The sequence below is a fragment of the Cupriavidus sp. genome (assembly GCF_057315035.1).
In genome coordinates, this window is sequence record NZ_DBHKYV010000007.1 from 92,426 (window position 1) to 119,392 (window position 26,967).

The 26,967-nt window shown below is 62.7% G+C and carries 26 protein-coding genes; 15 read left to right on the forward strand and 11 right to left on the reverse strand.

The features are described 5' to 3' along the window. Nucleotides 1–5: 5 nt before the first annotated feature. Nucleotides 6–1,577, reverse strand: coding sequence for a DNA polymerase Y family protein (locus tag ACO550_RS12550; RefSeq protein WP_315592035.1), 1,572 nt, complete (start codon nucleotides 1,575–1,577; stop codon nucleotides 6–8). Then, the gene (imuA, locus tag ACO550_RS12555) at nucleotides 1,510–2,370 is read right to left on the reverse strand and encodes a translesion DNA synthesis-associated protein ImuA (RefSeq protein WP_315592034.1); all 861 of its coding nucleotides are present in this window, start codon (nucleotides 2,368–2,370) and stop codon (nucleotides 1,510–1,512) included. The genes ACO550_RS12550 and imuA overlap by 68 nt, the downstream gene beginning before the upstream one ends. A gap of 220 nt (nucleotides 2,371–2,590) precedes the next feature. Between imuA and ACO550_RS12560 the strand changes: the two genes are divergently transcribed. Next, complete coding sequence (locus ACO550_RS12560; RefSeq protein WP_315592033.1) at nucleotides 2,591–2,914, forward strand: hypothetical protein; 324 nt, start codon at nucleotides 2,591–2,593, stop codon at nucleotides 2,912–2,914. A gap of 13 nt (nucleotides 2,915–2,927) precedes the next feature. Here ACO550_RS12560 and ACO550_RS12565 read toward each other — a convergent pair whose 3' ends face one another. From ACO550_RS12565 to ACO550_RS12595, 7 genes are all read right to left on the reverse strand, one after another. Beyond that, the gene (locus ACO550_RS12565; protein WP_315592032.1) at nucleotides 2,928–3,530 is read right to left on the reverse strand and encodes a nitrogen fixation protein NifQ; all 603 of its coding nucleotides are present in this window, start codon (nucleotides 3,528–3,530) and stop codon (nucleotides 2,928–2,930) included. 98 nt (nucleotides 3,531–3,628) lie between these two features. After that, entirely contained in the window at nucleotides 3,629–4,126 is a 498-nt protein-coding gene (locus ACO550_RS12570; protein ID WP_315592031.1) for a DUF1579 family protein, read from the reverse strand. A 180-nt stretch (nucleotides 4,127–4,306) separates the two neighbouring features. Next, complete coding sequence (locus ACO550_RS12575; RefSeq protein WP_315592030.1) at nucleotides 4,307–4,693, reverse strand: DUF2880 domain-containing protein; 387 nt, start codon at nucleotides 4,691–4,693, stop codon at nucleotides 4,307–4,309. Between the two features lie 77 nt (nucleotides 4,694–4,770). Next, on the reverse strand, nucleotides 4,771–7,887 hold the full coding sequence (locus tag ACO550_RS12580; protein ID WP_315592029.1) for a CusA/CzcA family heavy metal efflux RND transporter: 3,117 nt from the start codon (nucleotides 7,885–7,887) through the stop codon (nucleotides 4,771–4,773). A gap of 6 nt (nucleotides 7,888–7,893) precedes the next feature. Further along, the gene (locus ACO550_RS12585) at nucleotides 7,894–9,051 is read right to left on the reverse strand and encodes an efflux RND transporter periplasmic adaptor subunit (protein WP_315592028.1); all 1,158 of its coding nucleotides are present in this window, start codon (nucleotides 9,049–9,051) and stop codon (nucleotides 7,894–7,896) included. Nucleotides 9,052–9,053: 2 nt separating this feature from the next. Then, complete coding sequence (locus ACO550_RS12590) at nucleotides 9,054–10,445, reverse strand: TolC family protein (RefSeq protein ID WP_315592114.1); 1,392 nt, start codon at nucleotides 10,443–10,445, stop codon at nucleotides 9,054–9,056. A gap of 187 nt (nucleotides 10,446–10,632) precedes the next feature. Beyond that, nucleotides 10,633–11,052: an auxiliary protein of the heavy metal cation-transporting efflux system HmyCBA gene (locus tag ACO550_RS12595; RefSeq protein WP_315592027.1), complete on the reverse strand. Its 420-nt coding sequence runs from the start codon at nucleotides 11,050–11,052 to the stop codon at nucleotides 10,633–10,635. A gap of 467 nt (nucleotides 11,053–11,519) precedes the next feature. Here ACO550_RS12595 and ACO550_RS12600 point away from each other — a divergent pair, with 467 nt between their 5' ends. From ACO550_RS12600 to ACO550_RS12640, 9 genes are all read left to right on the forward strand, one after another. Beyond that, complete coding sequence (locus ACO550_RS12600) at nucleotides 11,520–12,434, forward strand: dihydrodipicolinate synthase family protein (RefSeq protein ID WP_315592026.1); 915 nt, start codon at nucleotides 11,520–11,522, stop codon at nucleotides 12,432–12,434. A 105-nt stretch (nucleotides 12,435–12,539) separates the two neighbouring features. Beyond that, on the forward strand, nucleotides 12,540–13,208 hold the full coding sequence (locus ACO550_RS12605; RefSeq protein ID WP_485994864.1) for a TRAP transporter small permease: 669 nt from the start codon (nucleotides 12,540–12,542) through the stop codon (nucleotides 13,206–13,208). A gap of 1 nt (nucleotide 13,209) precedes the next feature. Then, a complete protein-coding gene (locus ACO550_RS12610) occupies nucleotides 13,210–14,475 on the forward strand; it encodes a TRAP transporter large permease subunit (protein WP_315592025.1) in 1,266 nt (421 codons plus the stop codon). A 66-nt stretch (nucleotides 14,476–14,541) separates the two neighbouring features. Further along, the gene (locus tag ACO550_RS12615) at nucleotides 14,542–15,543 is read left to right on the forward strand and encodes a TRAP transporter substrate-binding protein DctP (protein WP_315592024.1); all 1,002 of its coding nucleotides are present in this window, start codon (nucleotides 14,542–14,544) and stop codon (nucleotides 15,541–15,543) included. A 123-nt stretch (nucleotides 15,544–15,666) separates the two neighbouring features. Further along, a complete protein-coding gene (locus ACO550_RS12620) occupies nucleotides 15,667–16,356 on the forward strand; it encodes an FCD domain-containing protein (protein WP_315592112.1) in 690 nt (229 codons plus the stop codon). A 219-nt stretch (nucleotides 16,357–16,575) separates the two neighbouring features. Further along, a complete protein-coding gene (locus ACO550_RS12625; RefSeq protein ID WP_315592023.1) occupies nucleotides 16,576–16,941 on the forward strand; it encodes a hypothetical protein in 366 nt (121 codons plus the stop codon). Between the two features lie 8 nt (nucleotides 16,942–16,949). Continuing rightward, nucleotides 16,950–17,096: a hypothetical protein gene (locus tag ACO550_RS12630; RefSeq protein ID WP_315592022.1), complete on the forward strand. Its 147-nt coding sequence runs from the start codon at nucleotides 16,950–16,952 to the stop codon at nucleotides 17,094–17,096. Between the two features lie 425 nt (nucleotides 17,097–17,521). Continuing rightward, nucleotides 17,522–17,821, forward strand: a complete 300-nt coding sequence (locus ACO550_RS12635; protein WP_315592021.1) for an RRXRR domain-containing protein — start codon at nucleotides 17,522–17,524, stop codon at nucleotides 17,819–17,821. Then, complete coding sequence (locus ACO550_RS12640; protein ID WP_315592020.1) at nucleotides 17,818–18,027, forward strand: hypothetical protein; 210 nt, start codon at nucleotides 17,818–17,820, stop codon at nucleotides 18,025–18,027. The genes ACO550_RS12635 and ACO550_RS12640 overlap by 4 nt, the downstream gene beginning before the upstream one ends. 35 nt (nucleotides 18,028–18,062) lie before the next feature. On the opposite strand, the gene ACO550_RS12645 is transcribed toward ACO550_RS12640, so the two are convergent. Continuing rightward, nucleotides 18,063–18,971 carry a LysR substrate-binding domain-containing protein gene (locus ACO550_RS12645; protein WP_315592019.1) on the reverse strand — a complete coding sequence of 303 codons (909 nt, stop codon included), beginning with the start codon at nucleotides 18,969–18,971 and terminating at the stop codon, nucleotides 18,063–18,065. 172 nt (nucleotides 18,972–19,143) lie between these two features. On the opposite strand from ACO550_RS12645, the gene ACO550_RS12650 reads away from it, so the two are divergent. Further along, nucleotides 19,144–20,208 carry a hypothetical protein gene (locus ACO550_RS12650; RefSeq protein WP_315592018.1) on the forward strand — a complete coding sequence of 355 codons (1,065 nt, stop codon included), beginning with the start codon at nucleotides 19,144–19,146 and terminating at the stop codon, nucleotides 20,206–20,208. 5 nt (nucleotides 20,209–20,213) lie between these two features. Then, entirely contained in the window at nucleotides 20,214–21,368 is a 1,155-nt protein-coding gene (locus ACO550_RS12655) for a BamA/TamA family outer membrane protein (RefSeq protein ID WP_315592017.1), read from the forward strand. Nucleotides 21,369–21,430: 62 nt separating this feature from the next. Here ACO550_RS12655 and ACO550_RS12660 read toward each other — a convergent pair whose 3' ends face one another. Further along, entirely contained in the window at nucleotides 21,431–23,419 is a 1,989-nt protein-coding gene (locus ACO550_RS12660; protein WP_315592016.1) for a PhoX family protein, read from the reverse strand. Nucleotides 23,420–24,383: 964 nt separating this feature from the next. Between ACO550_RS12660 and ACO550_RS12665 the strand changes: the two genes are divergently transcribed. The 3 genes from ACO550_RS12665 to ACO550_RS12675 all read left to right on the forward strand — a co-directional run bounded on the left by ACO550_RS12665 (nucleotide 24,384) and on the right by ACO550_RS12675 (nucleotide 26,957). After that, nucleotides 24,384–25,811, forward strand: coding sequence for an L-lactate MFS transporter (locus ACO550_RS12665; RefSeq protein WP_315592015.1), 1,428 nt, complete (start codon nucleotides 24,384–24,386; stop codon nucleotides 25,809–25,811). Between the two features lie 18 nt (nucleotides 25,812–25,829). After that, on the forward strand, nucleotides 25,830–25,961 hold the full coding sequence (locus ACO550_RS12670; RefSeq protein ID WP_315592014.1) for an MFS transporter small subunit: 132 nt from the start codon (nucleotides 25,830–25,832) through the stop codon (nucleotides 25,959–25,961). 201 nt (nucleotides 25,962–26,162) lie between these two features. Continuing rightward, complete coding sequence (locus tag ACO550_RS12675; protein ID WP_315592013.1) at nucleotides 26,163–26,957, forward strand: SDR family NAD(P)-dependent oxidoreductase; 795 nt, start codon at nucleotides 26,163–26,165, stop codon at nucleotides 26,955–26,957. The last annotated feature ends 10 nt before the right edge of the window (nucleotides 26,958–26,967 follow it).

The following is a 26,967-nucleotide window of genomic DNA, read 5'->3' on the forward strand; positions in this document are numbered from 1 at the left end:
AAACCTCAGGCAAACAGGCCATGCAGGAACCAGCGGTATTCACCGCCGTCTTCCTGCCCGTCGCGCGTGGGATGGCCCGGGCGCTCGCGATAGACCCAGCAACGCAAACCGTCGGCGCGCTCCGCAATAAAGTAATCGCGTGTGGCCAGGCCGCCGTCCCACCAGCCGGCTTCGATACGCTCGGGGCGTGTCAGCATCACCAGTGGGCCGTGGTACACGGGACGATGCTTCTCCACGCGCAATGACTGCGGCGCGTCCAGCAGCCATAACGGGCGCTCCGGCGGCGCCGCGCCCGTTGCCATGCCACGCGCCGGCACTGTATCGACCGGACACCACCGGTTCGCGCGCTCGGGGCGGTGGTCGGGCAGCGGATGCGGTTGCAGGACATTATCGCGACCCAGCCGGGCCACCAGCGTATCGATCAGCCGACCCAGTTCGGCCGGTTCCGCGGCGGGGTCCGGAAACAGCGAGTCGCTTTGCGGCATGCAGGTTTCCATCGCTTCCACGCGCAGCCCCAGCCCCCCTACTGGCGCATGAAAACGCACCTTGTCGAGCTTCTCGCGCAGCAGTCTCGACAGGTGCACCGGGTCGCGGGTCGGCTGTGCCAGGCCCAGCGGCACCGATGTGCTGTCGGTATCCTCGCCCAGCCGGTAGCGCTCATGTTCCAGCACCAGTACACAACGCGTGACACCGGCCTGCTGCGCGGCAAGCCAGCCCGACAGAGCCAGCAGCAGCCGCTGCGCGCCAGCCAGCACTCCTTCCGCCGATTCGATGCGCCCTGGCAATTCCATGCGCTGCGCGAACGTCGGCGGCGCCTCGAACCACGAAAAACCCGTGGGTGCATTGCCATAGGCCTGGTCGAGCCGCGCCAGCAACCCGGTGCCAATGCGGCGCGACAAACCCGCGCGCGGCAGCTGGCGCACCTGCCCCAGCGTGCGGCAGCCAACGCCTTCCAGCCATTCGGGATCGGCCAGCGCATGCAGGCATTCCACGGGCAGTTGATCCAGCAGGCGAGTCATGCGCGCCGCCTGCACCGCGCGGCGGGCTGGCCTGACAATGCCGCGCGAAGTCTTGCGCAACGGCTGGCGTGCCAGCCATGCCGCCCCCTGTGCCGTGGTGCCGCTGCCGACCTGCGCGAACGTGCCCAGTTGCCGCACGCGCGCGCGGATCGCCTTGCATAACGCGCGATGCCCGCCAAACAGGCGCAGGCTGGCCGTGACGTCCAGCATCACCGTGGCCGCCTCGGCTTCGGGATCGATGGTGACGGCCGGCGTGAAATGGAGCAGCGTCAGCGCCACCGCAGTTACCAGCGCCACCTCGGCAGCCGGATCGCGGTCGAGCTGCACCACATCCGCCGATAGCGCCTGCACGCCGCCACGCCGCATGCCGTAGCACACGCCCAGCGCCATGGCCGGGCCATTGGCCAGCACCACGCGCTCGTGTTCCACCACCGCCACCGGCAACTGTTGCAGCGTACCGGCGTCGGGGGTGGCGGAGGCACCGGCGGGCTCAGGCCAGCTCGGTTGCAGCGCGTCCAGCGACAGGCGCGGCAGGTGCACCGCGATCCAGTACGTCATCGGCAACATGATCGGAACCCGCCGGCACGGCAGGTGTAAGTACCGCTGGCACGCCCGTACGCCGCGGCACATGGGCCATGCCTTCGAGCGGCAACAGCAGCGGCGTATCGCGGACCGGGCCGCGCCGCTTGTGAAAAACGATCGACATGAGATTGCCCGGCAACGGCGACAACGCAAGCCGCAGCACTGCCGGCGACGATTCGTGCAGTACACGGATCGGGCGCAGCACCCACACCACGGTATCGCCGGCCTGTGCCAGCACCTGCAGGCGCCGCAAGGCCTCTGGCCGTGCGCCGGCCAACCAGACCAGCACCGCCCCGAACGCCTGGCTGCGCAGCATCTGCTCTGCCGCCCAGAGCATGTCCGTGCGCTGCGACGCCAGCGTTGCCGCCGCTGAAGGACGCACCCAGTAAAGCTGGCGCGCGGGCAGGCGTGCGTCGCCCAGGCTGCCGGCATTGGGCAGGTACGGCGGATTGACCAGCCCGATGCGCCGGCCACCGGCTGCCAGCATGCGCAACGCCGGCATCAGCAGCCGCAGTTCGCCCGCGCCGTCCTGCGTCAGCAGCAATTCCGTCACCGCGCCCGCCGGCCAGCCCCCTCCCGGCAGTTCGGCCGTCAACGCGTCATAACCGGTCGGGCAGACCGGCAGCCGGCCGGCATGGCCAAGCTGACCCGCGCGCCAGAGGCCGGGATAGCGCTGCTCGAGTTCACGTACCGATTCACGGGACGTGGAGGATGGGGGCACATGTGCCTGCGCCAGAAGCGGCGGCTGGACATGCGATGACGCGGTCATGATGGTGATGGAGCCACGCCGCAGGCGAAGCGCATAGGATTTTGTCGAATACTGTATGTTTATACAGTATCGATGCCGGCGCAAGAGGCAATCCGCAGAAGATATTCAATCGGCGCTTTTCATTGGAAATTTGCGCGCCTGCCACGGATTGGAGCGACAGATTGCAAACAACTGTCAAGTGACATTGTGAAGTGTCAGGCAGTGCGGAACAATGCGCAGCATGAAACGGAATACGCGCGAATGCGTGCATCTGCTGATCGAGGGGTTACTACGCCACGGCCCGGTGCGCCGTGACGCGCTGGCCGACGCGTGCGGCCTGTCCGCCGAGGAAACCACGCGTGCCCTGAAAGCCGCGCGGCAGATGAGCGTGATCGATCATGTACCGTACGGTCCGGGCACCCCGCCGGCGGCCGTCTTCTACCAGCTGACCGGACGGCAACTGCCGGCGGCCCGCAAGAGCTCACGCGTCCCGCCCGCCCCCGACGACCGCTTCCAGCCGCTGCTGGAAGCCTGGTGGCAAAGCAGCGAACTGGATCGCGCCTGACACTGCTGACGGCTCAGGAAGACCGCAGCAGCATCCCCTGCGGCAATGCCACGACCGATTCGGCGCCGTGGCACGACGCAAAGTGATCACATCCCTCGCACGACGGCTCCGGACAAGGATGGATGTCCAACCGCTCGCAGACGCGGTGATAGAAGAACTTCTTCCATTTCATGTCAGTGGTATTGGCCGCGAACACCGGCGCGAACACCTGCTGGAGCAAGGTGGACACATCGTCGCGTCCCGACAGCCCCATGTCCTGCCATAAATGCGTATGACCGAAACACCCCGACGCCAGTGCATGCGCGGCCCAGTGCACGTCGGGGCCGTACTGGCCCGGCGTATGACCGTCTTCAAGCATTTCCACCAGATCCGGAAACTCACACGGCAAGGCTTCAGGATCCTGAGGTGGTACATCGGGCTCCCATCCGGCCGCCGCGGCACCCGGAAAATGGTGGTCGAGCATGCGGCGGAATTCCGCCGGCGGCAACCCCAACCACTGCGCGAAACGCGGCAGGCGTCCCGCGCAGGCGGTTTCCAGCACGCCGGCCAGAGCCCGGGTAACAGGGTCTCCGGGGTGGGCGGCAAAAGCATCCAGCATCAGCAGCGAACGGTTCATCTTGGGACAACAGGCGAAGGCGGACCCGCGCCGGTGGCGGGTATCGCATCGCAATATAGTCCCGTATATAACGGGTAGTCAAACCAATCCGCGGACTGCTATTTCTCGCGGCGATACCGCGCCTGCATGATCTGCGTCCATTCGCCGTTATCGGCCTGCATGAAGGACGTCAGCGTGCGGTTGTCGTCATCCTGGAACGCAATGACATCGCGGTACCTGGCCATCTTGCCGGCCACGACATTGCCATCGGGCGTGAAGGCCGGGCCATCCGCGCGCAGCGTGAGCGTGCGGCCATCGGCTTCGAGATCGCCTTCGTAGATCCACATATGCGTCATCATCGAGCCGATGAAGGTCCCGACGAAATGCTTGCGGGCGGGATCGTAGCCAAGCGTCATGACCGTGGTGGACTGACCGCATCCGGGAAACTCCCCCTCGGAGCGGCTTTGCACCCAGACATCGCCAACCAGGCTGAATTGCTCGGGAATCTTCCACTTCTCGGGTGCAGCATCAGGCCCCATCTGGGCCTCGCCTTCCGCCACCCATTTGCCAACCAGTTTGTGCAGCCAGCGATGTTCGCTGGTAGGTTCGATCTTCATGCGAATAGTCTCCATTCGGGTTGCAACAGACCGCCATACCCGGTTGTGTACAGCGTACACAAAAGGTTAGGAAACGATCTGGCCGATGTCCACATTTAACTCGCAAGATGACAGGAATTTAATGTTGCAGCGACAGCGGGCGGCCACGCCCGCTACACCGTCCCCGCTTCACTGCAACAGTTACTGAGGCAGCCTGACTTTGGGAACGATGAACTGGTTGCCCGGCGCGCGCATCACGTCGCATTGGGCCTCGCCCTTGCGCGCCTCGCCAGCCTGGCTGACGAACTCGATACTGCCCACCACGCTGTAGACGTCCTCGGCCACGCGGCGCGTGGTGCTTTGCAACCAGCGGAACTGGCCCGGATTAGGCATCCTGGCCTTGACCGCCTCCATGCAGGCAAACGGCGCCTCGGGCGCTTCGGGCTTGCCACCGCGCTGGCCGAGTTCAACGTTGACCGACGCATCCGGGCCCGGGGCGGAAGCTGCTGCCGACGCGATCATCGGCAACGCCACGGAAGTCACAAATGCGATCGACATTGCCAGCTTGCTGCGCGTACGCGTTGTCACGGTGTATTGACTCCAAAAAGAACGGCCGGCATGCGTACTGCATGCCGGCCGGTTGCCATTGTACTGCGGCTGTGTCCTTACACCGACATATCGCGCGCTTCAGGCTTGCGGTCGTCGAACCAGCGGTACAGCGTTGGCACCATGACCAACGTCAGCAGCGTCGACGTGATCAGGCCGCCAATCACCACCACGGCCAGCGGACGCTGCACCTCGGAACCCGGGCCCGACGAGAACAGGAACGGTACCAGGCCCAGCATCGCGATGGTCGCGGTCATCATCACCGGACGGAACCGCTGCGTGGCGCCGCGCACCACCGCATTGCGCAGTGACATGCCCGATTCGCGCAACGTGCGGATATACGACACGAGCACCACCCCGTTCAGCACTGCCATGCCCCACAGCGCGATAAAACCCACAGACGCTGGCACCGACAGGTACTCGCCAGTGACAAACAGCCCGATAATGCCGCCGATCGATGCAAACGGCAGCACCGTAATGATCAGCGTGGCAAAGCGCAACGAGTTGAACAGCAGGAACAGCAGGAAAAAGATCGCGGCAATCGTGATCGGCACGATCAGCTTCAGGTGGCCCATTGCACGTTCCATGTTCTGGAACTGGCCGCCCCACTCGTAGTAGTAGCCCTCCGGCAGCTTGACCTTGGCTTCGGTCGCGGACTGCAGCTCGGCCACGAAGCCGCCCAGGTCGCGATCCTTCACGTTGATCATCACCACCACGCGGCGCTTGCCCATCTCGCGGCTGATCTGCGCGGGACCATCGCTGACCTCGATCTTCGCCACGCTCTGCAGCGGTACCTGCACGCCGTCAGGCGCCTGCACCAGCAGATTGCGGATGGCCTGCACGTTGCTGCGGAACTCCTCGGGCAGACGCACCGCCGCCGCAAAGCGACGCTCGCCTTCGAAGATGTCCGTGGCACGCTTGCCGCCGATGGCGATCTCGATGATGTCGTGGATGTCCGATACGTTCAGCCCATAACGCGCAATTGCCTGGCGGTCGATCTCGATCGACAGGTACTGCTGGCCCGAGATCCGTTCGATACGGATGTCCTGCGAGCCTTTGATACCTCCGGCCACCCGTGCGATCTCACCGGCCAGTTCGCGCAGACGGTCGAGGTCGTCGCCGAAGATCTTGACGGCAATATCCGAACGCACGCCGCTGACCATTTCGTCCACGCGGTCCGAGATCGGCTGTGCCATCACGATCTGCACGCCAGGAATGGCCTTGAGCTTCTCGCGAATCGCGTTGGCGATATCGTCCTGAGTCCATCCGTCAGGCCACTCGTCACGGTCCTTCAGGCTGGCGATTGGCGTCGATTCATTCTGGCCCTGCGGGTCGGCCGGGCTTTCGCCACGCCCCACGCCTGACACCACCGACTTCACACCGGGCACTTCGAGCACCAGCTGGTTAGCCTGACGCTCGAGCTTGATCGACTCTTCCAGCGAGATGTTCGGCACGCGGTCCAGCGCCGGCACGATCGAGCCTTCCTTCATCTCGGGAATGAACGATGTGCCAAGCAATGGCACGATCAGGACCGTGGCAACGAACATGCCCACCGCCCCGAGCACCGTCTTCTTGCTGTTGAGCAGCGCCCAGTGCAGCATGCGCAGGTAGTGGCGCTTCATGAAAGCAATCACGCGTGTGTCATGCTCGGCACCGCCCTTGAGCAGATACGCCGACAGCACCGGTGACAGCGTCAGCGACAGCAGCAGCGAGATGGCCAGCGCGATCGAAATGGTGATGGCCAGCGGCGCAAACATCTTGCCTTCCATGCCCTGCAGCGTCATCAGCGGCAGGAACACCAGGATGATGATGCCCACGCCCACAATCACCGGCGTGGCCACTTCCTGCACCGCCTTGACCAGCACCTCGGTGCGGGTCAGGCCGGACTTCTCGGCGTGGCCCAACCGCTCGAACGCGTTTTCCACGACCACCACCGAGCCGTCCACCATCAGGCCAATGGCGATGGCCAGCCCCCCCAGCGACATCAGGTTGGCCGACAGCCCCATCCTGTTCATCACGATAAACGTCAGCAGTGGCGTCAGCACCAGCGTAGCCAGCACGATCACCGACGAACGCACGTCACCCAGGAACAGGAAAAGCACGATCACCACCAGCACCACGCCTTCGAGCAACACCTTGGTGACGGTCCACAGCGCAGCATCCACCAGTTCGCTGCGGTCGTAGTACGGCACGATCTGCAGGCCGCCCGGGATCATGCCCTTGTCATTGATCTCGGCCACGCGCGCCTTGACGCGGCTCACCACTTCCTTGGCGTTGCCGCCGCGCATCATCATCACGATGCCGCCCACGGCCTCGGTCTTGCCGTTCTTGACGACGGCACCCTGCCTGACCTCGTGGCCAATCGTCACCTGCGCCACATCGCGCAGGTAGACCGGCGTGCCGTTGATTTCCTTGAGCACGATGCTGCCAATATCGTCGACGCCCTTGGCCAGACCCACGCCGCGAATCAGGTACTGCTCGGCATAGTGCGGCAGCACGCCGCCGCCCGAGTTGGCGTTGTTACGCGCCAGTGCCTGGTAGACCTGCTGGATATTGACCTCGTAGTGGCGCATCCGCTCCGGGTTCACCAGTGCCTGGTATTGCCGCACATAGCCGCCCTGTGAGTTGATCTCCGCCACGCCCGGAATCGAGCGCAACAACGGGCGTACCACCCAGTCCTGCGCAATGCGGCGCTCGGCCAGTTCCTCCTGCGTCAGTTCGCGGTCACCGTCGTCGGTGCGATCCAGCGTGTACTGGTACACCTCGCCCAGCCCGGTCGATACGGGTCCGAGCACCGGTGACACGCCTTCCGGCATGCGGCCCGTCACTTCGATCAGCCGCTCCATGACGAGCTGCCGCGCAAAGTAGACGTCGGTCTTGTCGGTGAACACGAGCGTGATCAGCGACAGGCCGGCCTTGTTCAGCGAGCGCATCTCCTCGAGTCCGGGCAAGCCGGTCATCGACATTTCGATTGGTACGGTGACGAAGCGCTCCACTTCCTCGGGCGAGCGTCCGGTGGCTTCCGTGGCGATCTGCACCTGGACGTTGGTCACATCCGGGAATGCATCCACCGACAGCTTGCCGGCGGCGCGCAGGCCAAAGAAGAACAGCACCACCGCAATCACGCACACCACCAGCCGCTGCTTGATAGCGGCTTCCACAAGCGATGTAATCATGGCGGCTTACCCCTGTTCCAGGCGTTTGCGCTCGTTGTCGAGGTGGAACGCGCCCTCCACGACCACGCGGTCGCCAGACTTGATGCCACCCTGCACCACGCGCATGCCATCGCTCTCCGATCCCAGCTTCACCTTGGTCAGGCGGTACTGGCCCGGCGCGGTTTCCACATAGACCTGCTCGTCGTTGCCATCGCGTACCACGGCCGAGCCTGGCACCACGAGGGTATCGATTGGCTTGCCTGCAATCAGCATGCTGGCCAGCATGGCGGGCTTCAGGCGTCCCTCCTTGTTCTCCAGCTCGGTACGAACCAGCACCGTGCGCGATTGCGGATTGACCGTACGGCCCACGTAGATGAGCTTGCCCGTGATGCGGCCGTTGCTGTTGACCAGCGAAGGTACTTCGATATCGACGTTTTGCCCTTCCGCCACCTGCGCGGCCTGTTGTTCGGGCACTTCCGCCACGACCCACACGCGCGACAGGTCGGCCACCGTGTAGAGCGCATCGGCAGGCTGAACTACCTGGCCCTGCGCTACGTTACGTTCGACCACCGTGCCACTGATGCTCGAGAACACCGGCGAGTATGAATCGATACTGCCGTTCTTCGCCAACGCCGACACCGCCGCTACCGACATGCCGAGCACACGCAACTGATCGCGATAGGCGCGCATTTCGGCCGCCGCAATCGCATACTCGCTCTGGCGGCGCTGCAGTTCGGCACGGCCGATCACATCGGCCGCAAACAGCTGGCGCGCGCGTTCTGCATTGCGTGCCTGCAGTTCGTTCTGCGCTTCGGCTTTCAGGAATGCCATTTGCGCGGCGCCGAGTTCACTGCTGTGCAGGCGGGCCAGCACCTGCCCTGCCTTCACTTCCTGGCCCAGGATTGCATAGAGATCGGTCACGCGACCCGTGACACTGGCGCCGATGCGCGATACACGCTGTTCATCGAAATCGATCCGACCTGCCACGCGCAGCATCTCGCTGAACGGAGACGTGGTCACGGCCGTGACCTTGAGTGTTTTCTGCAGGTTTTCTTCAGGCTTGACGATGCCCGGTGGCAACGCCGGCGCCTCGGCCACGGCTTCGGGTTCTTTTGAGCAGCCAGCCAGCGACATCACCAGGACGACCGCGGCTGCAATGGAAAGCAGGGAATTGGAGGGACGCATATTCAGTTCAGATTCGGGGAAACGGGCATGGAAGGCGCGACACCGGCATGGGAGCCTGGCGTGGCCGACATGAGCTTTTCAATCTGGATGGCGGCAAGCTGCATTTCGTACTGCGCGTTGATCAGTTCACTGCGCGCATTGCGCAACACGCGCTGCGCGTCGAGATAGTCGAGAATGCCGCGCTCGCCGAAACGGTAGGCGGCTTCCGCCACGCCCAGCGCCGATTCGGCCTCGCGCACGATGCCCGACTCCAGCGCCGTGACCTGGGCCTGCGTGATCTCGTATTGTTGGTATGCCGTATCGAGTTCCTGTGTCAGTTCGAACTCGCGGGCCTCCAGCGCGGTGCGCGCCTGCGTGGCCTGTGCAGTGGCTTCACCCACCGGGCCGCTACGGCGGTCCCACAGCGGAATGGTCATCACCAGACCGATCTGCGAGACATTGTTGTCCGGCTGGCGATCGGTGCTGGCGCGCACCGACACTTCGGGCCAACGCAGCGAACGCTGGTAATCCACACCAAGGCGGGCGCGTTCCAGTTCACTGCGCCGCTGGTTCAATTCCGCGTTGTTGGCCTGCATGGCATCACGCAAGATCGCCAGGTTCGGCACGTCTGGCGAATTGGCCAGGCTACCGGTCAGCGCGTATCGCGCCGGCATGGCGCCACCCACTTGCTGGCGCAGCGAAGCCTTGGACTGCTCGACGCGCAATTCGGTGGTCTGCAGTGTCTTTTGCGCGGCCAGCAGTTCGGTATCGGCCTTGATCAGTTCATAGCGCGGCGCTTCGCCCACGTCCACGCGTACCTTCGCGCGTTCCTGGATCTGGCGCGTCAGTTGCAGGTCTTCGCGCGCTGCGGCCAGTTCGGTCTCGCGGCGCAACACCTGGAAATAGGCGGTCTTGACACGTGCGGCCAGTTCGGCGCGGAAGGTCTGGCGCTGGGCTTCCGAAGCTTCCAGGCCACGGCCGGCCATTTTCTCGCGCAGATTGCGCTGGTTCGGGTAGTCGAACTTCTGGACGAACGCATAGGACGGCGCATTGCCGCTCGCCACACCGGGCTGCTTGCCCGACAGGCGGCCATACATCACCTCTACCTGCGGGTTCGGGTAAGCGCGGGCGGTGTTGATGGCTGCGCTGGCGGCATCGACATTAGCCTGCGCGGCGTCTACACCCTTGTTGGTCGATTGTGCGAGTTCCAGCAACTGGGTCAGTTCGAAGGTCTCGGCTGCGGGTGTAGTAGCCCGCGGCATGGCCTTGGCGGCGAGCTTCAGCGCGGGGGGCGCAACTGTGCCCGGCTGGGCTGCGGACGCAGTGGCACTGGCCGGCACGGGTTGCGCGGCCCAGGCCGGCGCCGTCACGAGCGACAGCGACGCGACCCAAGTCAACGTTGTGTTGGTCTTCATGTCGGAAAGAATCAAGCGGTACGGCTGCCCGACGCCCCACGACAGCCGCGCCGCGCGCATGCCGGCAATGAAACCGGGAGCGGACGGCAAGGCACGGGCCGCGACACGCATGTCGCGGGCATTCGGGGGCGCGAAGGCAGGGAAAGCGCCCCGCCGGGACGTCTAGTCCGGACGGGGGCCTGGAGAATCAGGCGCGGAGATTGGGCGGCCGGAACAGGCCTTCAGACTCGAACATGCTGCGTGCCGTGGGCACCTGGACCAGATCCTCCACGGATTGGCCGAGTTCGAATGTAGGGAGCACGAACAGTGCGCTGGTCTCGTCGACCGCATCGAACAGATCGAGCGGATCGAGCAGGTCGGCCGACCAGATATTGCAATAGCCCGGCGGCGGACCATCGTCGGCAACGTCGTCGGCGCCATAGTCCGGATCGCCCGGCAGGACGATCTGCGACAAATCGTCGCCCACGGCCATGACCGCATAGTCCGGCGCTTCCGCCATCTGGACGTTCTCGACCTGCGGAGCAGCCGCACGCACATTCGCCGCTGCCGCAAGGGACAGCGTCGACAGGCACAAGGCAGTCAACAGGAACAGGACCAGACGTATCAAGGTGGAGGGCGCGATAACGGGATGAAAGGCTTGCGGACGAAAACCTGGCAACGCTCGACGAGCGATTGCTGCGGTACAGCATTGTAACCGAACGCAACAATGGACCCTGCGAAGGGCGGCAAGTTCCGTTGGCGAGTGCCAGACCTGGGCGTTACGCGGCTCCGCAGTCAGCCCACGGAAGAGCGGCGGCACCTCCCGCGCGCCTCTCGCATTTCGGTGCAGCTAACCCGTCAGTGGTGCACGCCATGCCCCGCTTCCGCTCACCGGGAAAACGGACGCCCCCCCTGATCCACCTCCAATCCCCCACCCCAGGCCGATTTCCGGTCGCCCGCCAATGCGGGTTTCCACTGGCATCGATCTTGCTGGATTATCTTCCAAAGATATCCTTAATATATTTACAGAATATCTGCAGCACTGTGCCGGACCGTCCGGCACCGGATTCTACGTTTCCCAACCGAGGAGTTCTCATGAGCAATCCCCGCTGGACTGGCATTTTTCCGGCCGTCACCACCAAGTTCCATGCCGACGAGCGCATCGATGCGGAAGGCACCATTCGTCACATCGATTTCCAGATCCGCAATGGCATCCACGGCCTGGTTACCTGCGGTTCGCTCGGCGAGGCCAGCACACTGAGCCTTGAAGAAAAGCTCGATGTCGCGCGTATCGCGCTCGAAGCCGCCGACGGACGTATCCCGGTGCTGGCCAATGTGTCCGAGACCAGCACGCGCGACGCGCTGCGCTATATCGACGGTGCCAACAAGCTTGGCGTGGCCGGCTTCATGGTGATGCCGTCGGTGATCTACGTGGCCGATGCGCGCGAAGCCATGCAGAACGTGCGCGCCATGGCCGACGCTGCCCAGAAGCCAGTCATGGTCTACAACAACCCGGTCGCCTATCGCGTCGACCTCAAGCCAGAGCACATGGCCGAACTGGCCGACTGCAAATGGCTCGCCGCCATCAAGGAAAGCACTGGCGATATCCGTCGCGTGACAGACCTGCGCAATACGCTCGGCGACCGCTACCAGATCTTCATGGGCGTCGACGACCTTGCATATGAAGGCCTGGCACTGGGCTGCGATGGCCTGCTCGCCGGGGTGGGCTGCGCGTTCCCGCGCGAGACCGTGGCGTTGTTCGAGCTGATGAAGGCAGGCAATTTCGCCGAGGCCCTCAAGCTCTATCAGTGGATGACGCCGATGCTCCATCTCGACGTATCGAACAAGCTCGTGCAGAACCTCAAGCTGATCGACACGCTCGTTGGCGTGGGCAGCGAACACATGCGCCGTCCCCGCCTGCCGCTCATTGGCGAAGAGCGCGCGTTTGTCGAAAAGGTCGTGCGCCAGGCCCTGGCCACACGGCCCGCGCAATATCAGTCGGTGGCCTGACCAGCCCGCTGTGCCCGTACCGGTGGCGCGCCGCAACACCGCGCCACTGGCACCCAACTTGCTCGAGCCAGTGCCGATTCCACACCGAACAGGAGCCTTTCAGCAATGTCCGATCTTTCTTCCATCACGGCAGCCGATGCGCGCGACCGGACGCCCGACACGGCGCCCGATCCCGTGCCCGTTGCGCGGCCGGTGCGATGGGTGCTCCGTGTTTCGGATGGCGTGCTGGCCATCGAGCGCCTTTGCCTCGGCGGCCTGATGACGCTGCTGGTATTGCTGATCCTGCTGAACGTGGTCACGCGCTATACGGGCCTGCCGCTCTACTGGGTAGACGAAGCTTCGGTCTACTCGGTGGTGTGGCTTACCTTCGTCGGTGCGTCGATCATGACGCGGTTGCGCCTGGACTTCGCGGTCGGCCTGCTTACCGAACACCTGAGCCCGAAAGCCGCCAAGGCGGCCAAGGTCATTTCCACTGCCGGCGTGCTGGCATTCGGCCTGGCGATGATCGCGATGTGCTGGCTGTGGATGGATCCCGTCGGCATCGTGCGCCATGGTTTCGATGCGAAGGAATACGCGGCCGAGTCCTTCAATTTCCTCTACACCGAACACACGCAGACGCTGGAATGGCCGATGTGGGTGCTTCAACTGATCATGCCTCTGTTCTCGTTCACGCTGAGCCTTCACGCGCTGGCCAACCTGCTCGAGGACCTCGAACTGTCGCCACGCCGTACCTTCCCCGAGTTCCAGGTCGGCAATTCCGAAACGGTGAACTGACATGGTGACCACGCTCTTCTTCTGCGCCGTGATGCTGGTCGGCGTACCCATCGGCATCTGCCTCTGCCTTTCCGGACTGGCGTTCATCTTCAGCACCGGCGACACAGTGCTGCTGCAGTCCTTCCCGACACAGATGTTCGCCGGCGTCGACAGCTATGGCCTGATTGCGATTCCGCTGTTCATCCTGATCGGCGAAATCATGAACAGCGGCGGCATCACGCGGCGGCTCGTCGACCTGTCGATGGCATTCATCGGCTCGGTCAAGGGCGGCCTGGCCTACGTCAACATCCTTGCCAACATGCTGGTGTCGTCGATCATCGGATCGGCTACCGCACAGGTGGCCATCATGGCGCAGGTCATGGTGCCAGAGATGGAGAAGCAAGGGTACGACAAGACCTTTGCGGCAGGGCTGACCGTCTACGGCGGCATGCTCGGCCCCATCATCCCGCCCTCTGTGATGTTCGTGGTGTATAGCGTGCTGGCGCAGGTCGCGGTCGGCGACATGCTGATTGCCGGCATCCTGCCAGGCGTGCTGCTGACGATACTGTTCTTCATCATCATCGCCATCATGGGGCTGTTCTACGACTACCCTCGCAGCGAGCGCAAGTCGCTGCGCGAGCGCGCGCTGACCGTATTCCAGGCAAGCCCTACGCTGCTGATCCCGATCGTGATCGTCGGTTCGATTCTGGCCGGCATCGCCAATCCCACCGAAGCCGCCGCCGTGGGCGCCCTGGCTGCCGCGCTGGTCGGACGCTTTGTGACGAAGGAATTCGATCTGCGCACGCTGCCGGCCATACTGCTGCGCTCCGCCATCTACTCGGCGATCGTGCTGTTCCTGGTGGCCGCGGCGGCGGTGTTCTCGTGGTTGCTGATCTACGGCAAGATCCCGCAGATGGTGGCCACCTGGATCCAGACCGTGGCGCACAGCCCGATCGCTTTCCTGCTGCTGGCCAACGTGATCCTGCTGATCATCGGCACCGTGATCGACGGCATCCCGGGACTGATCATGACGGTGCCGATCCTGCTGCCAGTGGCCACCGAGGTCTATCACATCGATCCACGCCATTTCGGCGTGGTGATCGTGATCAACCTGGTGCTTGGCCTGATGTCTCCGCCAGTGGGCCTGAGCTTCTTCGTCGCCTCGGCGGTGACCGGCGCCAAACCCGGCAAGATGTTCATGGTCACCATGCCGTTCTTCCTGATCAGCTGCGTCGGGCTGGTGCTGCTATCGCTGTTTCCAAGCCTGTCGATCGGGCTACTGAACTAAGACTCCATTCCTTCCTCGTCACGTTATCCGCTTCATCGTCATCCACCCGAAAGCACAGGAGCCGTCATGTCGCAATTTACTCGTCGTCGCTTCATCAAGACCACCGCGCTGGCCACCGTGGCCGCGCCACTGGTGATCACGTCCACCACGCGTGCAGCCACCACCAAGGAGTTCCGCCTTGGCCTGATCACGCCGGCCGGCCATTCGTGGAACCGCGCCGCGGTAGCCTTTGGCGAAGCGCTGAAGAAGGAGACCGACGGGCGGCTCAGCGTCACCGTGTTCCACTCGGGCCAGCTTGGCAATGAATCGGCAATGATGCAGCAGCTCCAGTCGGGCGCGCTCGACATGGGCTGGATCCAGGCCGCCGAACTTGGCTCGCGCGTCTCGACCGTGGCCGCCATCAACGCGCCGTACCTGGTGCGCTCCACCAGCAGCGTGGCAAAGCTGGTGCGCACACCTGCCGCGCTCAAACTGCTGGACGCCTTGCCTCGCGAAACCGGCACCATCGGGCTGGGCTGGGGCATCACCGGCATGCGCGTGGTGTTCGCCACCAAGGACATCAATTCGCCCGATGATCTCAAGGGCATGAAGCTGCGGATCAACCCGACTCCGGTCTATCGCGACTTTTATTCGATGCTAGGCGCCGCGCCCACGCCAATTCCCACCCCCGCGGTATTCGATGCCATGACCAACGGCCAGGTCGACGGCCTCGAGGCCGATATCGAGCTGTCCTGGAACCAGCGCTACGACAAGATCTCGAAATCGCTGCTGCCGATGAATGCGTTGTTTATGCCGTTTGCCCCACTGGTTTCCGGTCGCATCTGGCAGGGCCTGGACGCCAAGGACAAGGACCTGCTGCGTGCGCTGGTCAACCAGGCGCTGATCGCGCAAAGCAACGACATCGTCACCACGGAAGCCGGCCTGATCGACAAGCTCAAGCAATCATCGGTGAACTTCAAGAGTGTTTCGAACTACGACCCGCAACCGGTGATAAGGAAGTTCGACGACATGTGGGCCGCCAAGGCGCCGGCAATTCCCGAACTGCGCAAGATCGGCGCCACGCTCTGACAGTTCCGGCATGAGGTGCCGTTCACAGGCTGCGGCATAATGCGTGACGCCGCCCCATGGAACCCCATGGGCGGCGTGTTGACCCGGTTGTCAGGCGCGAGCCACGCTGCCACTTCCTTCGAGATGCCTATCCTTTCCAAGACCCAGAACGCTGCAGGGCGCGTCGCCCCCGAGAACGCCAAGCGGCGCGCCGCCGATGTGGCCTACGACAAGATCGAGACGATGATCTCCAAGCTGGAGATCGCGCCCGGCAGTCCCGTGGTCGAAGCCGAGCTCGCCGAGATGACCGAACTTGGCCGCACCCCGGTGCGCGAGGCACTGATGCGCATGGTGTCGATCGGACTGATCGTGCAGCAGCCGCGCCGCGGTCTCATGGTGTCGACCATCGATGTCATGGATCATCTCGACGTGATTGCCACGCGCCGCGCACTGGAACGCCTGATCGCCGCCAATGCAGCGCGGCGTGCCACCGAGGTACAGCGCAAGGCGCTGATCACGTGCGCGCAGAAGATGGTCAAGGCGGCCCAGCGCGGCAACCTCGACGAATATATGGCGGCCGACCAGGCGCTCGACCATGTCAACCACGCAGCGTGCCGCAACCGGTCGGCCGTCAAGGCTGTCATTCCGCTGATCGTACAGTGCCGGCGCTTCTGGTATGCGTACCAGCATGAAGGCGAAATCACCGAGGGCGCCCAGGCTCATCATGCAATGGCCGAAGCCATTGCAAGCGGCAACGAAGCCGACGCTGCTCGCGGGGCCGAACTGCTGATGGACTACCTGGAACGCTTCGCGCGTCGCGTGATCGACGCTTGATCAGACGCGTGATCGACACAAAAATTTTATGTGCGGGCATGCGCTTTCGCAGTTGGATCAAACAGCCTTTATCGGACACACAAGTTTACTAGCCATCCGCGGGTAGCCCTGCTTAGACTCGACGCCATTGAATCCAGTCAAGTGGAAGGGGGCGTTGTGGGATGGTTCTTCATCACGGTCTTATTGCCGGCGTTAGCACCACTGATCGCAGTGCTCTGCATGCGCATCCTTCCGATTCCCCTCTCGGCGGCAAAGCTGTCCGTGGTTAATGTCTTCAAGGACGGGCAGCTTTGCTGGGCAGCCATTGGCGTCTGCATCTCTGGCTTGTACGAGCTCGGTGAAGCGGCCGCCACGGGCGCAGTCATGAACTTCGATTTTCATCACTACCTGCTTAGCGCCCTGGTTGCCACGCTAGTAGTCGCAAGCGTGTTCGCGGCAGGCGGCGCAGTCTTCCTGACGCCGCATGAGCGGCCGCGGGGTGTCTCATGGGTCAGCCATTTCCGATTAATGTCGTGCTCGCTTGGAGTAATGGCGATCGCGGCATTCCTTTACTCAGTCGTTCACTTTGGTTTTTTCACGCACTAGGAGGCGTCATGCACAACCTGACCACGTGGCTACGATATCGCGTCAGCACGCCGGAACTCTACATCGCGTCGCTCTGCAATGCGGGCTGTATCGTCATGGGCATCATGGCGGTATGGTTCGTCTGGGTGATTCTCTCGATGAAGGGATTCATCTAGAACTTGTCCCGACGCCACACAAAGCGGGCAACTTCCAACTATTGGCCCAGCCTATCCACCGCATAACAAACCGGTCTTGGACGCTATGGCTGGAAAAGCGGATCATCGCAGTCAACGGTTTCCCCCACCCACCGGAGTCTTCGGTCAACTACCCCGGCCTATAGGCCGGAGCTTGCAAGGCAACTGGAAAGCTCGGGTTGACCAGGCAAAGCGGTAGCCAACCCGCTACGTTGCGAATAGGTACAAGACCGACGTAGGGATGCTTCCTTAGTCCCTACCTCTCGAAGCCCCGATTGCAGACAAGCGACAGGGTAAGCACGAAACGGATCAGGGCAGATCGCCGGTTCGCAACATTGCCGAAGGGAGACGCCCCGCAAGGGGCGCGTAACCAGGCCCGTAAGGGCACCTATTCAGGAGAAGCTTCCATGGCAGTCTTGGTGTTGGACAAGCACGGCAGGCCGTTGATGCCGCGCAGCGAGAAGCAGGCACGCCTTCTTCTCAAACGTGGCCGTGCGCGCATCAGGCTCGTTCAACATCCAAACGCCGATGGCGTCGTGCAGGGAATCAGCCATAGCCGTTGTTCGCTGGTGCAGCGGGCAGACGGATATGGCTACCACTTTCGCCCCAAAGATAGCCCTAACAGAGGAGAAGCGGGAGAAGGGCGTGCCGCGCACGCCGCGCTATCCATCCCCGGACTGAAGTCCGAGGTTTCCCGCGCAGCATGATGAAGTCCGCCCTACTCGCCCTCTGTGGCGCAGCCTCCCTCCTTGCCTCGCTTTCGGCCATCGCCGGCCCCGACTTCACTGTCATCGAGCGAGCGCGAGCCAATGCGCACCAGCGTCAGCAGGTCAAGGCCGCCGACTGCAACACCGCGAACAGCACCGCAGCCAGCGCGCCGCGTGCCGCCCTGGCACCGATCCATACGAGCTGATTGTCCGCTTTGGATCGTAGTGTTGAAACAGGGCGCTAGCCGGTTGTCAAATCCGCCACTCGCCCTGCTTCCGCTACGAAATCGATAAACCTGCGCACGCGCACCGGTATATGTGTGCGGTGAGGGTAGTACATATAGAGTCCGACGTTATTGCTGTCGAACTGCGGCAGGATTGGCACCAGACTCCCGGCGGCCAGATCATCGCGCACCAGGTAGGTCGATAGCTGGCCAATACCCATGCCGGCACGCACGGCCGCGATTTCAGTCTGCACATCGTTGAATGTCGCCACGGCTGGCACGTCCTGGAACACCAGGTCGCCATCCACGTTGAGTTCCCATGGCACCATGCGTCCAGTGGCCGGTCTTCGGAAGCCGGTGCACGCGTGCGTCAGCAACTCGTCCAGCGTGGTGGGCTCGCCATGACGTTTCAGATAGGATGGCGCCGCGCAAATCACGAGCGGCAAATCGCACAGGCGCCGTGCCACCAGGTTCTGGCCGGGGCTGGTACCTGCACGGAAACCCACATCAATACGCGCCTCAACCAGATCCGTGAACAGGTCGCTTAGCACCAGGTCGAACGTGATGCCTGGATGCGCGTCGCGAAACGCCTTCATCAGCGGCACCAATACATATGTGCCAACCGACAGCGGTGCGGTCAGGCGAATCACGCCGTCATCCTCGCTTTTTGCACTGCGCACCTGCGCAAGGGCTTCATCGAGTTGCCGCAATCCGGGGTCGGCCAGTTCGAACAGCCGCATCCCTTCGTTGGTCAGGCTCAACTTGCGTGTAGTCCGGTGCAGCAACCGCACGCCCAGGTCTTCCTCGAGCGTACGTACCGCCTTGCTGACGGCCTGCGGCGTAACCCCGGCCTCGGCAGCAGCCCGTGCAAAGCTCTTCGCCCGTACCACGCCAAGAAACAACGTCAAGACACGCGCCCTGTCCATGGATCCTGCGGTTGATTCACAACCGTGAGTTGGCAATTGCGCAAGGATACTCCGCCGACGGTCCAGTCCGAATCGGTTTTTCATAAGTCATCGGACGAAAACATTCACTTCGGCGCATAGCGACTTTCACGCAAGATCGGGATTCCGGAGCGACCCGAGGAGAAGACGCGTCATGTCAGCAACCGCCGGCTCAACACGCAGCCTTGTCGGCCGCTGGCTGGCCAGCCTGGCGCTGGTGGCCCTGGCAACCGCGCCGACCGGCGCCCAGGCATGGACCGCGGGCGGCGGAGGCGGCGCTGCCGCCGCCACGATGTCACCCGATAGCCAGTCGGGCCCGTATCGGGGCATTGTTGGCCCGGTTGGCACACCGGACACCCCGCCGGCCGAACCCGCGCAATGGGACCGCGCGCTGCCATTCTTTGCGCAGCGCGTGATCGACAAGGGCTACAACCTGCCCAACCCCTACGACATCGGGTACTCATATTTCAACGGCTACCAGCGTTACCAGTTGAGCGGCCTGCAGGTTTCCGCGGGCAATAACCCATTGCGCGCGGCAGATTTCGTCCAGTTCCAGCAATCGCGCATTCATAACGTGTCGAACCAGGTGCAAGTGGGCGGGTGGTTGTTTCCGTTCATGAACGTGTACGGCATCGTCGGCAGTGTCCAGGGCAGCGGCTCGATCAATATCAATTTCTCGTCGCTGACCGATCTGGAGCGGTTCTTCGGTATCAACATCGGCTGCGGCGGACGCCGCCCGCGCGCCGAATGCGGCAAGCCAATCAAACTGCCAACCCAGCAAGCCAACTACAGCGGCCATACCTACGGCGGCGGCTTCACGCTGGTTGGCACCTACAAGCAATTGTTCTTCGCACTGCCGGTCACCTACACGGTATCGGACATCTCCATGTCGGACACGCCCGTCAAGTCGATCAACATCGGTCCGCGCGTGGGATGGAACATCCGGCTTGGTCACGGGCTGGGGCTGCTGACCCCTTATGTGGGCGCCACATATTTCCGCACGCGTGCCACCATTACCGGCCATTTCGACGTGCCATTACCCGACACCGACGGACAGACCGCGCGCCTGAACTACCAGATTGGCGAGCATGTGACCGGCTACTGGAGCGGATCGTTCGGCGCCAACTGGACCATTAACCGCAGCGTCGGCGTGCTACTGGAAATCGGCTACGGCTACAACCGCAGCAATGTCATCGCTACCGGGTTCCTGCGGTTCTGACACCCATGCGCCCAGCCACCCCCATCCTCGCTTTCATGCTCGCCGCCAGCGCCGCGTGGGCCAGCGGCGCCCTGGCCCAGGCCACGGAGGCCGAGCATACGGGCTGGATCGACAAGATACTCAACAAACTGGGCGCATCGAAGGAAGTCGACCTCAGCCACGGCATCGACTGGGGCGTGTTGCCGGGGCCGTTCTACAACCCTGAAATGGGACTTGGCGTGGGAGCCGCTGCCATCGGTCTCTACAAGCCGAAGAACGCGGAGCAGGACACGCAGTTGTCCACGTTGACGCTGCATGGGTTTCTTACCACCAGCGGTGCAGTGGGCATCGGCGTGGACAACAACACGTTTTTTGCTGACGACAGCTACCGCTTCGTCTTCACCGGCGCGCTGATCAATATGCCGACGTCATACTGGGGAATCGGCTATGACAACGCCATCAACGACGCCAACAAGGAAGGCTATACCCGACGCGGCGTCGTATTCCAGCCCCGCGTCATGGTGCGTGTACGGCCCAACATCTATATTGGAGGTGGCTATGACTTCGAGTACGACGACGCGGCGCAACTCGAACGCGGCGCCAGTAGTGCGCTGGCCACTGATCCGCATGGCACGCACGTGATCAGTAGTGGCCTGACCGCGCATTTCTCCTACGATACCCGTGACTTCCTGCCAAACCCGTATCGGGGCCAGGCCTTCCTGCTCAACGGCACAGTCTACCGTCGCGGACTAGGCAGCGAAACCGACTTCGAGACACTGGAAGTTACCTATGACAAGTACTTTCGCATGCGCGACCGCGACGTACTGGCTTTCGATCTCTATGGAAAGTTCAATTGGGGCGATGTGCCATGGAGCATGATGTCAAAGCTTGGCGACAACCGGCGCATGCGCGGCTACTTCATGGGCCAGTACCGCGACAAGGCCGTGCTGACCGCGCAGGTTGAATACCGCTGGCATATCGTTGGCCGCCAGGGCATGGTGTTCTGGCTCGGCACGGGCGCCATTGCCAGCAATCCCGGCGCGCTGACCTCTGCACACTGGCTACCCAACGCGGGCATTGGCTATCGCTTCGAGTTCAAACCACGCGTCAACGTGCGCTTCGACGTTGGCGTGGGCAGCAATACCAAGGGGGTCTATTTCCAGATCAACGAGGCGTTCTGAGCGGCCAATGAAAAAGCGCCGTGGACCTTCAAGCCCACGGCGCTCCGACCCATCCTGCCGTATTACTTGCCGATCTTCAGGCTCGTCGCATCAGCGGTCAGGTAACCCACGGCCGCACCGTAACCATCCTTGTAGTTGGCATACACCAGCGGCTCGACCGTGGCCTTGACCGCGGCCTTGATACCGTCGCCCGCGTGCTGGAAATTGCTCATGATGTAGGTCCAGCCATTGATCTCGTCCACGGCATGCAGGCCCGTCGACTCGCCGCCGGCCGGCACCGACATCAGGCGCGACAACTTCTTCGTGTCGATGTTGTAGGCCCACAGGAAGTTGTTGGTGTGCTGGCCGCTGTCTTCGCCAATGAACAGCGTGCGCAGCTTTTCCGAGAACTTCAGGTTATCCGGGTTGGCGATCGTTTCGGGATCGGCGGTATTGCCCAGTGCATCGGCGGCAATATCCTTGCCGACGATCAGCGCCTTGGTATGCACCGGCACCCATTCGCTGTTGATTGCCGCGCCAGTGGTGTCCTTCTGTCCGCCAGACAGTTGGTGCTGCATCACGCCACCGGCGTTGAGCGCGGCAGGCACGCCGATATTGCTTTCGGCGTTCCAGCCCTTGGCGGTGTTGCCCGTGACCATCGAATCGACGATGTTCTGCAGCGCGGAGTAGGCAATCTTGTCCTTGATATTGACGGTCGTGCCTTCCATCTTGGTAAAGCCCATGCTGCCGCCAGCCACAAACGCATAGCGGTGCGTTTCCAGGAACGCGGCAACCAGTTCCTTGCCGGCCTTGACCTTGATCCACTGAGCCTTGCCGCTGAGCATGATCTTGCTGAACGTCGTATCGGGAATGGCGTCGAGTGCCGGGTCGGTAGTCCGCACGTCCATGATGTCGGCAATCACGTGCGACTTGGCCCAGGCTTCTACCTGTGCGCTGGTGGCATGACCAAGCTTGACCCAGGTCAGGTCGGCGCCGGCGGCGCTCGGGTCGATCGAGAAGCCCGTGCCGACCTTGGCAACGTAGAGCGTACCGGCCGACAAGTCTTTCTCCTTGTCCGCCACGAACATGAACAGTCCGCTGTTGGTGGCATCGTCGCCCATCAACACCGTGCGGTTGTCCGGCATCACCTGTACCAGTTCATGCGAGATCCGACCCAGGCAGTAATGCTTCTTGATCGAGCCGGTGCCGTCGGCATTCACCGTGACTTCCGGCAGATGGCCGTACAGGTACGGGTTGAACGCAATCGACGTGGTGCCGTACAGGTTCTTGGCAAATTCGGTGTACTGCGTGGCGGCCGGGGTGAATGCATCCGGCTCGTACTCCTCGCTCGACAGGTGGGTGTTCCACGGCGACAGGCTCGCCCCGCAGGTAATCCACAGGCCATTCGCGCCAGACGTATCCACGTTGTGGTACTTCACCAGCGACAGCTTGCCCGTGGCGGGGTCCTGGTCCAGCGTCAGAATGGCAATCGGCGACGGCAGCTTGCCGTACATCGATACCTTGGCCTGGTCATACGTGGTGTATTCGAACTGCACCACGGCAAACACCGTGTTGCCCTTCGCACCGGCGACCTTGGCACCGTCGATCTTCAGCAGCGACGTGCCGTCCGGCGAATCGGAGAAGAACTGGCGTTCCTTGCCGGCCACCGATTTGTCGACGATCGGCTGGTTGTTGATGTCGTAGTAGCCGCCGGCCAGGATCGTGCCACCGTTGCCATTGGGCACCAGGTCGCCAGTGATGAAGAACGGCTGGTAGGCCAGCTTGTAGGTCTGGCTGCTGCCGTCGCTGAAGCTGACCTTGAGGCTCGAACCGACCGACGTGGTGGCCATTGCTGCAGGGTTGCTCAGCGACGGTGCCGCCATCGGCGTGAACTCGGCCGAGGCAAAGGTCGGGGTAGCGCCCGGCGTAGTGCTGGGGGTTGTCGACGCCGGCGCATCATCGCCACCGCAACCGGCCAACAGCGACGTGGAAGCCAGGCCAAGCGGCAGCATCGGCGCGCCAGCCAGGAATTTCAGTGCCTTGCGGCGCGAAGCGTCAGGTTTGTCGTACATCTGGATTCTTCCTCTGTAGTTGTCATCGAACGCGCCATGCCGATCGGCTCGGTCGCTCGCCGTTGTGAGGTTGACTGCACAGCAGTCAGGCCGGCTCGCATCGTAGGGACCGTTTATGACAACAAGTTGAACCTGACTTAAATGGCATACATCCAACGCCCGCTTGCCTGCCTGCTCCCATTGCGGGTACAAATCGCGAGCGAAAAAAAACGCCGCAGCCCGATATAGGCCGCAGCGCATCAATTCGCCGGTCCGCACGACACCCACTATGTCGCCCGTTGCACCCCATTTCTGGTTCGACCGGCTTGTCCTTTCATGGCAGAGGAAAACCGCCACGGGTGCAGATGGTAGTGACAGCTCATGTCACGTTCGTGACAGCGTGTCTCGACATTCCGGCAACTGGCTGCCGGGATCGATGTCACCAGCGCGATCTGTCACGTGGTGATGCAAACGGTCACCCGACTGTGGCAAGAATCAAACGCCCGCAGGGAGCCACCATAAAAATTTGCTCATTAACACGCAAAATTAAGGCATTCGAGGAATATGTCATCTTTAGCCTATTGAAGTCACCAATCGGGGCGGCTATGGTTCAGCGCATAATATTTTCCACGGCAATATATGCACCCCGAAACATATATTGTTCGCCCCAATCGGAAAAACAATGAGCCATTCCGTTACTCGGGACGCCCCAGCGTCTCCAGCCGCCTTCATGTCCGGACCCGTCGGGTTCAGCCGGCGCACGCCCCCGTGCGCCTGTTTCCGCTTGCCCGTTTTCTTGTAGCAACCTCGTAGCAACCGTCGCGGTATCCGGGTCAAAACGTCTCTGAAAGCCCGGATCGGCGACATCCTCTGGGGGTAAATCCAGCCAAGGTGTGACGGGGTCAACCGACGGGCCAGCCAGACCCGCCGGGCGCGCCAGGCCAACCGGATGGATTTCCCAGGATCCACGTCTGGAGAACATTCAATGAGCAGTGCAATGAATGATGGTGGCAACCCGTCTTACGGGCAGGCGCCGTTTTTTTCAAAGGAGGCGACTTATGCCAAGCCGGGATTTTCCCGCTGGATGGTCCCGCCCGCCGCACTGGCGGTACACCTTTGTATTGGCCAGGCCTACGCATTTTCGGTATTCAATGCCCCGCTATCCAAGGTAATCGGTATTACCGAATCCGCACCGGATGACTGGAAACTGACTACGCTTGGCTGGATTTTCTCGCTGGCCATCTTCTTCCTGGGCATTTCCGCGGCGTTCGCCGGCAAGTGGCTCGAACGCGTGGGCCCGCGCATGACGATGTTTACGGCAGCCTGCTGCTTTGGCAGCGGCTTCCTGGTTTCGGCACTGGGGGTCTACACACACCAGATCGCGCTGCTCTACCTCGGATACGGCGTGCTGGGTGGCATTGGCCTGGGTCTTGGCTATGTGTCCCCGGTGTCGACGCTGATCCGCTGGTTCCCGGACCGCCGTGGCATGGCCACCGGCATGGCCATCATGGGCTTTGGCGGCGGCGCGATGATCGCCGCCCCGCTGTCCGTGGCACTGATGAACCATTTCAAGAGCGCAACGTCGGTGGGCGTGGCCCAGACCTTCCTGGTGATGGGCATCGGCTACTTCATCTCGATGTCAATCGGTTCGCTGGCCATCCGCGTGCCGCCGCCGGGCTGGAAACCGGCTGGCTGGACGCCGCCCGTGGTCGAGAACAAGATGATCACGCGCAATCATGTGCATATCGATGAAGCGCTCAAGACACCGCAGTTCTATCTGCTGTGGCTGGTGCTGTTCCTGAACGTGACCGCCGGTATCGGCGTGCTGGGCCAGGCGTCGCTGATGATCCAGGAAAGCTTCAAGGGCAGCGTGACTGCCGCGGCCGCAGCCGGTTTCGTGGGCCTGCTGTCGCTGTTCAACATGGGCGGCCGCTTCTTCTGGGCTTCGTCGTCCGACTGGATCGGGCGCAAGAACACCTATTTCGTGTTCTTCGCCCTGGGTGCCGTGCTGTACTGGATCGTGCCGCAGCTCGGCGCCAGCGGCAATATCGCGCTGTTCGTGCTGGCCTATTGCGTGATCATGTCGATGTACGGTGGCGGCTTTGCCACCATCCCGGCGTACCTGGCCGACATGTTCGGCACGGCCTTCGTGGGCGGCATCCACGGCCGCCTGCTGACCGCCTGGGCCGCCGCCGGCATCGCCGGTCCGGTACTGGTGAACTACATCCGTGAATACCAGGTAGCGCACGGCGTGACCGGCGCCGCCGCCTACACCATGACGCTGCACATCATGGCTGCCCTGCTCGTGATCGGCTTTGTCTGCAACCTGCTGGTGTCGCGCGTGAATGCAAAGCACCACATGAACGAAGCAGACGTGTCAAAGCTTGGCGCCAACGCCGGCGCTGCGCACTAACAGGTCAGGAGAACGCAAATGGAAAACCAAAACCTGGATGCCCATCCCACCAACAAGGGCCTGCTGGCCGTGTTCTGGTTGTATGTGCTGGTACCGCTGGTCTGGGGCGTGTCCAACACGATCACCCAGGCGCTGAAGCTGTTCCACTAAGGCGCAGCCCGCAATCACCCTCCGGGCAACGGAAAGGGCCGCAAGCAATTGCGGCCCTTTTTGCTTTTACCCGGCATGCCCCGGAATGCTGCATTCCATGCAAGGCGCTTGGCGCTGCGCCGATCGCTTCATACACTGGAGCGTCGTCCCCCAATGAGCAGGTAATCGGGATACATCCCGCCATCATTTACCGGAGTGCACATGAAGATCGATCTGTCGGGCAAGACTGCCCTCGTCACGGGATCCACCGCCGGCATCGGCTTTGCCACCGCGCGCGGACTGGCCGAATCGGGCGCACGCGTCATCATCAATGGCCGCAGCCAGGGTAGCGTCGACAAGGCCGTCGCATCACTGAAATCCGCGGTTCCCGATGCCGGCGTGATCGGCTTTGCCGGGGATCTGGTCGATGCCGCAGTCTGCGATGCACTGGTCAAGGCGCATCCCGACCTCGACATTCTTGTGAACAACCTTGGCATTTTCCAGCCGCAGGATTTCTTTGAGATTCCGGACAGCGAATGGTCGCGCTTCTTTGAAGTCAATGTCCTGACCGGCGTACGCCTGTCGCGTGCCTATGCACAAGGGATGGCCCGGCGGAAATGGGGTCGTATCGTGTTCGTGGCATCGGAGTCCGGCGTGAATATTCCCGTGGAGATGATTCACTACGGCTTTAGCAAGACTGCGCAACTGGCGGTGTCGCGTGGCCTGGCCAAGCGCCTGGCCGGTACCGGCGTCACCGTCAACGCGGTGCTGCCCGGTCCGACGCTCTCGGAGGGCGTGGAGGCCATGCTCAAGGACGAGATCGCAAAAACCGGCAGGTCCGCCGAAGAGGTTGCGGCCGACTTCGTCAAGGCGCATCGCAGTACATCGATCATCCAGCGCGCCGCCACGGTCGAGGAAGTGGCCAACATGATCGTGTACGCGTGCTCGCCGCAGGCGTCGGCGACCACCGGCGCGGCACTGCGCGTGGACGGCGGCGTCGTCGACACCATCATCTGACATTCCCCCT